The organism is Bradyrhizobium sp. R2.2-H (assembly GCF_004346455.1).
Lineage (GTDB): Bacteria > Pseudomonadota > Alphaproteobacteria > Rhizobiales > Xanthobacteraceae > Bradyrhizobium > Bradyrhizobium diversitatis.
The window spans coordinates 64031-70406 of sequence record NZ_SMBR01000024.1; the positions used below are offsets into that span (position 1 = coordinate 64031).

At 65.1% G+C, this 6376-nt stretch carries 8 protein-coding genes; 1 reads left to right on the forward strand and 7 read right to left on the reverse strand.

Annotated elements, in window-relative coordinates; translation table 11 throughout:
* Positions 1–122: 122 nt before the first annotated feature.
* Complete coding sequence (locus EDE08_RS36690; RefSeq protein ID WP_131874505.1) at positions 123–758, reverse strand: response regulator transcription factor; 636 nt, start codon at positions 756–758, stop codon at positions 123–125.
* A 149-nt stretch (positions 759–907) separates the two neighbouring features.
* Between EDE08_RS36690 and EDE08_RS36695 the strand changes: the two genes are divergently transcribed.
* Positions 908–1210, forward strand: coding sequence for a hypothetical protein (locus tag EDE08_RS36695; RefSeq protein ID WP_131874506.1), 303 nt, complete (start codon positions 908–910; stop codon positions 1208–1210).
* Between the two features lie 54 nt (positions 1211–1264).
* Here EDE08_RS36695 and EDE08_RS36700 read toward each other — a convergent pair whose 3' ends face one another.
* From EDE08_RS36700 to EDE08_RS36725, 6 genes are all read right to left on the reverse strand, one after another.
* Positions 1265–1768 (reverse strand): response regulator, encoded by a 504-nt coding sequence (locus EDE08_RS36700; RefSeq protein ID WP_028181010.1) that lies wholly within the window; start codon positions 1766–1768, stop codon positions 1265–1267.
* A gap of 204 nt (positions 1769–1972) precedes the next feature.
* A complete protein-coding gene (locus EDE08_RS36705) occupies positions 1973–2290 on the reverse strand; it encodes a hypothetical protein (protein ID WP_028181011.1) in 318 nt (105 codons plus the stop codon).
* Between the two features lies 1 nt (position 2291).
* Positions 2292–3173 (reverse strand): CheR family methyltransferase, encoded by an 882-nt coding sequence (locus tag EDE08_RS36710; RefSeq protein WP_131874507.1) that lies wholly within the window; start codon positions 3171–3173, stop codon positions 2292–2294.
* 60 nt (positions 3174–3233) lie between these two features.
* Positions 3234–3620, reverse strand: a complete 387-nt coding sequence (locus tag EDE08_RS36715; RefSeq protein WP_028181013.1) for a response regulator — start codon at positions 3618–3620, stop codon at positions 3234–3236.
* A 32-nt stretch (positions 3621–3652) separates the two neighbouring features.
* Entirely contained in the window at positions 3653–4123 is a 471-nt protein-coding gene (locus EDE08_RS36720) for a chemotaxis protein CheW (protein WP_131874508.1), read from the reverse strand.
* Between the two features lie 26 nt (positions 4124–4149).
* The coding region (locus EDE08_RS36725) for a hybrid sensor histidine kinase/response regulator (RefSeq protein ID WP_131874509.1) at positions 4150–6376 on the reverse strand (2227 nt) is incomplete at its 5' end.

A 6376-nucleotide genomic window follows, 5' to 3' on the forward strand; every position in this document is an offset into this window, starting at 1 on the left:
AGGCGCTGCGGTGCAGAGCCGGGACCCAGCGTTGAGCCGTGAAATTGGAGAGATGGACCCCGGCTCAGCGGCGCATCATTGCATGATGCACCGCGTCCGGGGCACGAGAGAGAATCAGTCGCCTACGACGCCCGCTGTGCCGCGGTCATCACGATGCGGATCAGATCGGCGGCATTGCGGGCGCCGAGCTTCTTCATGATATTGGCGCGATGGTCCTCGATCGTGCGCGGGCTGATGCCGAGCGTGCGGCCGGCTTCCTTGTTGGATGCACCGGAAGCGAACTGCTCCAGCACCTCGCGCTCCCTGCGCGTCAGCGGCTCGCGTCCGGGGAAATGCAGCGAGCCGAATTTCGGCGCTGCATTCTGCGCCTGCCTGCGTGCATAGGCGCCGATCGCCTCGTCGAGCCGGCCGACGATCTCGCTGCCGCGGAACGGCTTCTCGATGAAGTCGAGGGCGCCGCTCTTGATCGCGCCGACCGCCATCGCGATGTCGCCCTGACCGGAGATCATGAAGATCGGCGCCGGATAGTCCTCGCCGTGCAACTCCTTCAGGATGTCGAGACCCGACTTTCCGGGAATATGCACGTCGAGCAGAATCGCAGCCGGTGTGCGGCTTCGCGCGACCGAGAGCAGTGCTGCTCCGTCCGCAAAACAGATCACCTCATAGCCAGCCGCCTTCAACACCATCGACAAGGTGTCGCGAACGGCAGGGTCGTCGTCCACCACGAAGATTTCACCGCGAGAGCTTTGTTCGGCCATGTGCCACATCCGGTTGGCATGAAGGACTCGCGTCCGCGCCAACCTTTATGGCGCTCGGCGCGGATTCGGCCCACCCGTATTTGTACGGGACATGGACTTAACGCACAAGTAGCGGCAGGGTGCCTAATTGCGGGACACGGAGATTATCCATGCTAAATTTCGCCGGCACGGCCCCGCTTGTCGCGACGTCTGCAACTGAAAACCCTCAGTTGATCGCAGCCGATCTTCGCTCTCTGATCGCGCGCATCGACATCAGTCTGCGCCTGATCGACGCAGTCATGGCGGAAGAAGACGCAGCGGGGCACGTGAGCGCTGTCGCGGGTTCCAATGAGATTTTCGTGCTCGACGACGTCACGCCCCGTTACGCCGCGGCGGGCGCCGCGCTCATTGCCTGCCGGGCGGGGCTCGACCACGCCCTGCAGCAATTGTCGGAATCCGGCAGGCCGGCCTGAGCCGCAATCAGCGCGGCGGAACCGCCGCAGCCGCTTGCATGGCAGCCCCGCGCGTCAGGCGCGGTGCCGTTCCACGATCGCGTCGTTGGCGACACCACCCCAGGTGTGGATCGCAGGCAGCCCCATCGCGATCTTGCCGAGGTTGGCGAGGCTGATGCGCAGGGCCGCGAGATCCAGCGGCTTCGGCAGGCTCTGCAGCTCGATCCCGACGGAGCGGGCAAAGCTGCGGGCGGCACTGCGGCGTTTGCCGTCCATGCCGCTGATGACGATCACGGAGCCCGCAAACTTCGCGCTCGCCATCTCGCGCAGCACGTCGATGCCGTCGCCGTCCTCCAGCACGAGGTCGAGCGTCACGCAATCAAAGCGCGCGGCGCGGAGCTTCTCGATCGCGTCCGTCACCGATGGCGCCACGGTGACTTCATGGCCGGCCTGCTTGGCGGCGACCGCGATCAGGTGGCGCTGCGTGGCGTCGTCGTCGACCACCAGGAGCTGAAGCGCACGCCGCTCGGCGACATCCGGCAGGTTTGACGAGACGGGGGAAAGAGAACTTCTGGGCATTTCCGTATCCTGAGATTGAGACCCTCAATGGATACACGGCTCGCGCTTAGGCGATGTAAAGCCGCTGCGGCCAATTGATTCGAATGTGTTCAGCAGATGTGAAGCAAGGTGCCGGAAGGAATGGCGGCGCTGCGGCCAGGTCACGCTGCGGCCAGGTCACGCTGCGACCAGGTCACGCTGCGACCAGGTCACGCTGCGACCAGGTCACGCCGCGGCGTCATGGCCGCCGGCCGCACCGCGCTTCTTCCTGTTCTTGCCGCGCAGGAACTGGATGTCCATTTCGGCGCCGTTGACGCGGACCAGCTCGCAGCGGCGGTAGGCGAGGCCCGTTGACGACAACAGCAGGAAGAACTCTTTCAGATTCAATCCCTGGATCGAGCCCTCCACCGTGAGGATGGCGTCGGTGTCGGAGATTGCGTTGAGCTTGCAGTCCCGCCGCCAGGTGCCGTCGATGGCCATGATGCAGACATCGTAGCCGCGGCTGAACGTCACGCGCTCCGCGCCCTTGCCATCGTCGGCCATGTTATTGCCCCGCCATCGCCGCCGCCATGCGCGGCGCCGCTGCGGCGAGAACCGGCTTGGCTGCTGCCGCACGCGGATCGTTCGGCTTGTAGAGGCCGCGTCGCTCCGGAATCGGCCGGAACGTGTCGGTCAGTCCGACCACGGTCTCGGCGGCGCCCAGCACCAGGAAGCCGTCCGGCTCGATCTGGCGCGCCAGCCGGTTGAAGATGTTGATCTTGGTGTCCTGGTCGAAATAGATCAGCACGTTGCGACAGAAGATGACGTCGAAGGTGCCGAGCTGGGCAAAGTCGTGCAGCAGGTTGAGCTGGCGGTGCTGGATCATCGCCCGCAATTCGGGATTGATCTGCCAGGTCTCGCCGGTCTGCTTGAAATATTTGACCAGCATCTGGATCGGCAGGCCGCGCTGCACCTCGAACTGGCTGTAGATGCCGGCCCTCGCCTTCTCCAACACCTCCTGCGACAGGTCGGTCGCGATGATCTCGACGCGCCAGCCGGTGAGGGCCGCGCCCATCTCCTTCAGGCACATCGCCAGCGAATAGGGCTCCTGCCCGGTCGAGCCGGCGGCGCACCAGATCCGCACGCTGCGGCGGTTGGCCCGCGCCTTGATGATCTCGGGCATGATGTGGTCGCGGAAATGATCGAACGGGACCTTGTCGCGGAAGAAGAAGGTCTCGTTGGTGGTCATCGCCTCGACCACATCGGTGATCAGCGTGCGCGAGCCGGCTTGCAGCTTCTGCACCAGTTCGGCGATGCCGGAGAGCCCGGTCTTGCGAGCGAGCGGCAGCAGGCGGCTCTCGATCAGATATTGCTTGTCTGCGGACAGGTCGAGACCGGAATTGTCCTTTAGGAACTTGCGCAGATACTCATACTCGGTCGGGGTCACGGATGGCCTCTCGGAAGCTGTACTGGAACACTCTGGCCCAAGCACTCGGGCCAGACACACTCAGACCATGGCTTGTCCGACCGGGATCAAACCAACTTCAGCGAACTTGTCGGCGATAATGTCTTTGTCGAAAGGCTTCATGATGTACTCGTTGGCGCCGCCGCTGAGCGCCTGCGCGATATGAGCCACGTTGTTCTCGGTGGTGCAGAACACCACCTTGGGCTGGTCGCCGCCGGGCAGGCGGCGCATGTGGCCCATGAACTCGAAGCCGTCCATCACGGGCATGTTCCAGTCGAGCAGCACCGCATCGGGCAGCTGCCGCTGGCAGATCTCGAGCGCCTTCGCGCCGTCCTCAGCCTCGGTGACTTCGAATTCGAGACCTTCCAGAATCCGGCGCGCGATCTTGCGCACCACGCTGGAATCATCGACCACCAAACACGTCTTCATTTTGGTTCTCCGGCTTCGATGGTTTCGTTGGTTCAGGCCGCCATCATTTCGGGTGCGAGCTCGAGGACGCGATCGACGTCGAGGACGACCATGAGCTGGCCGTCGAGGCGGTGGACGCCGCCGGCGAGCTTGGCCATGCGGGGGTCGAGGTTGACGGGGTTCTCTTCCTTGCCGTCCTCGGGCAGGCGCAGCACCTCGCCGATCTGGTCGATGAGGAGGCCGTAGGATTCGCCGCGCAAATCGACGCCGACCGCCATCGGGGTCTTGCCGTCCTCGTCCCTGGGCAGGCCGAGACGCGAGCGCATGTCCACGACGGTCACGATGCGGCCGCGCAGGTTCAACACGCCTGCGATCTCGCGCGAGGACAGGGGAACGCGGGTGACGCGCTCGGGCATGAACACGTCCTGGACGCGGGAGATCGGCAGGCCGAACAGCTGGCCGCCGATCATCGCGGTGACGTATTCGACCATGGCGCCGTCGGCCGACTGGGTCTTGCTGGTCATGTGTCTCTCCTGATCCCTTGCCTTGCTTACGCCGCGGCCCGGCTCAGCTCGGAAGCGCCGGCGGCGCCCGCGGTCTGCTCCTTCAGCGCCGCGATCAGGCCGGGACGGTCGAACTTGGCGACGTAGTCGTGGAAGCCGGCCTGACGGCCGCGCTCGATCGCCGCCGGCGACACCAGCGCGGACAGGCCGATGATCGGCATCGCGGCGAGGTTGTTGTCGGACCGGATCACTTCGGCGAACTCGAACCCGTTCATGTCGGGCATCTCGATGTCGGTCAGCACCACGTCGAAGCTCTGGGCGCGGAGCGCAGCCAAGCCCTCCTGCGCGGTCGGCGCGGTGCGGACGCGGTAACCGGCGGCCTTGAGCACCGGAGCCAGCATGTTGCGGAAGAAGGCTGAATCGTCGACCAGCAGCACCGCCTGCGAATGCATCGACGGCTTCATCTCCTTGCGGGTGAACCAGTCGGAGAACGCCATGGGCAGGAAGTGGCCAACGTCGATCACCTCGGTGGCCTGGCCCTTGATCACGGCCGAGCCCAGGATGCCCGAACTCGAGCCGCCGACCTCGATGTTGAGCCGTTCCTCGACGATGTCGATGATCTCGTCGACGACGAGGCCCATGGAGCGGCCGTCGTCGGCGAACACCAGGATCGGCTGGACGCCCTGGCTGGCGATGGTGACGCCTTCCATGGCCACCAGCGGCATCAGCTGCTCGCGGTACTGCACCATGTAGCGGCCGTTCGAGAACTCGATCTTGTCGGCCGGCAGCTCCTCCAGGCGGGTGACGAGCCCGAGCGGGACCGCCTTGGGCTGGGACGAGCCGGCGCGGAACACCAGCAGCGAGGTGGTCTGCTCGCCGCTGCCGATGTGATGGCCGGCCGCGTCGTCGCCCATGTCATGGGCCGAGGAGCCGGCGGCGCCGAGCGCCTTGGCAATGCCGTTGGGATCGATGATCATGATCACCGCGCCGTCGCCCAGAATGGTGTTGCCGGAGAACATGTCGATGTGGCGCAGTTTCGTGGACATCGGCTTCACGACGATCTCTTCCGTATGGAAGACACCATCGACCACGATGCCGAAAGTCTGGCTGCCGACCTGGGTCACCACGATGAAGCCGTTCTCGGGATCCGAGGCCGCGCCGTCGTCGATCTTGAGCAGCTTCTTCAGGTGAATCAGCGGCAGCAGCTTGTTGCGGAGCCTGAGGACCGCGGTGTCCTTGATGCGCTCGATGCGGTGCTCGCTATTGGCGCGGGCCCGCACCAGCTCGACCACCGAGAGCTGCGGGATGGCGAAGCGGTCGCCGGCGGCTTCCACGATCAGCGCCGAGACGATGGCGAGCGTCAGCGGGATCTTGATGGTGACCGAGCTTCCTTCGCCGGCCACGCTCTTGATGTCGATGGTGCCGCCGATCTGGTCGATATTGGTGCGGACCACGTCCATGCCGACGCCGCGCCCCGACACCGAGGTGATGGCGGCCGCGGTGGAGAAGCCCGGCGCGAAGATGAACTTGTGGATCTGGGCTTCGCTCATCTTCTCCAGCTCGGCCTCGGTGACGAGACCTGAGGAGATCGCCTTGGCCTTGATCTTCTCGGTGTTGAGGCCTCTGCCGTTGTCGGCGATGCAGATGATGATGTGGCCGCCCTCGTGATAGGCGGACAGGCGAATGGTGCCCTGCTCGCCCTTGCCGCTGGCGAGCCGCTCGGCGGGGGTCTCGAGGCCATGATCGGCGGAGTTGCGCACCATGTGGGTGAGCGGGTCCTTGATCAGATCGAGCACCTGGCGGTCGAGCTCGGTGTCGGCGCCGTGCATCTCCAATTCGATCTGCTTGCCCAGTTCGGATGAGAGATCGCGGACGATGCGGGGCAGCTTCTGCCAGGCATTGCCGATCGGCTGCATGCGCGTCTTCATGACGCCTTCCTGCAGCTCGGCGGTGACGTTGGACAGGCGCTGCAGCGGCACCTTGAACTCGGTGTCCTCGTTGCGCCTCGAGATCTCCAGCAGCTGGTTGCGGGTCAGGACCAGCTCGGAGACCATGGTCATCAGGTGCTCCAGCGTATCCACGTTGACGCGGATCGACTGGTTGGCGATGCGGTCGCCCTCGGAGGCGCCCTCGTCGGCCGTCGACTTCTTCGGTGCGGCCTTCTCCCTGGTGGGTTTTGCTTCCGCGACAGGCGCTTCGGGGGCGGGCTCAGGCTTTGCTTCGGACTTCACTTCAGCCTTTACTTCAGCCTTGGCAACGGGCGCGGGCGCCGGC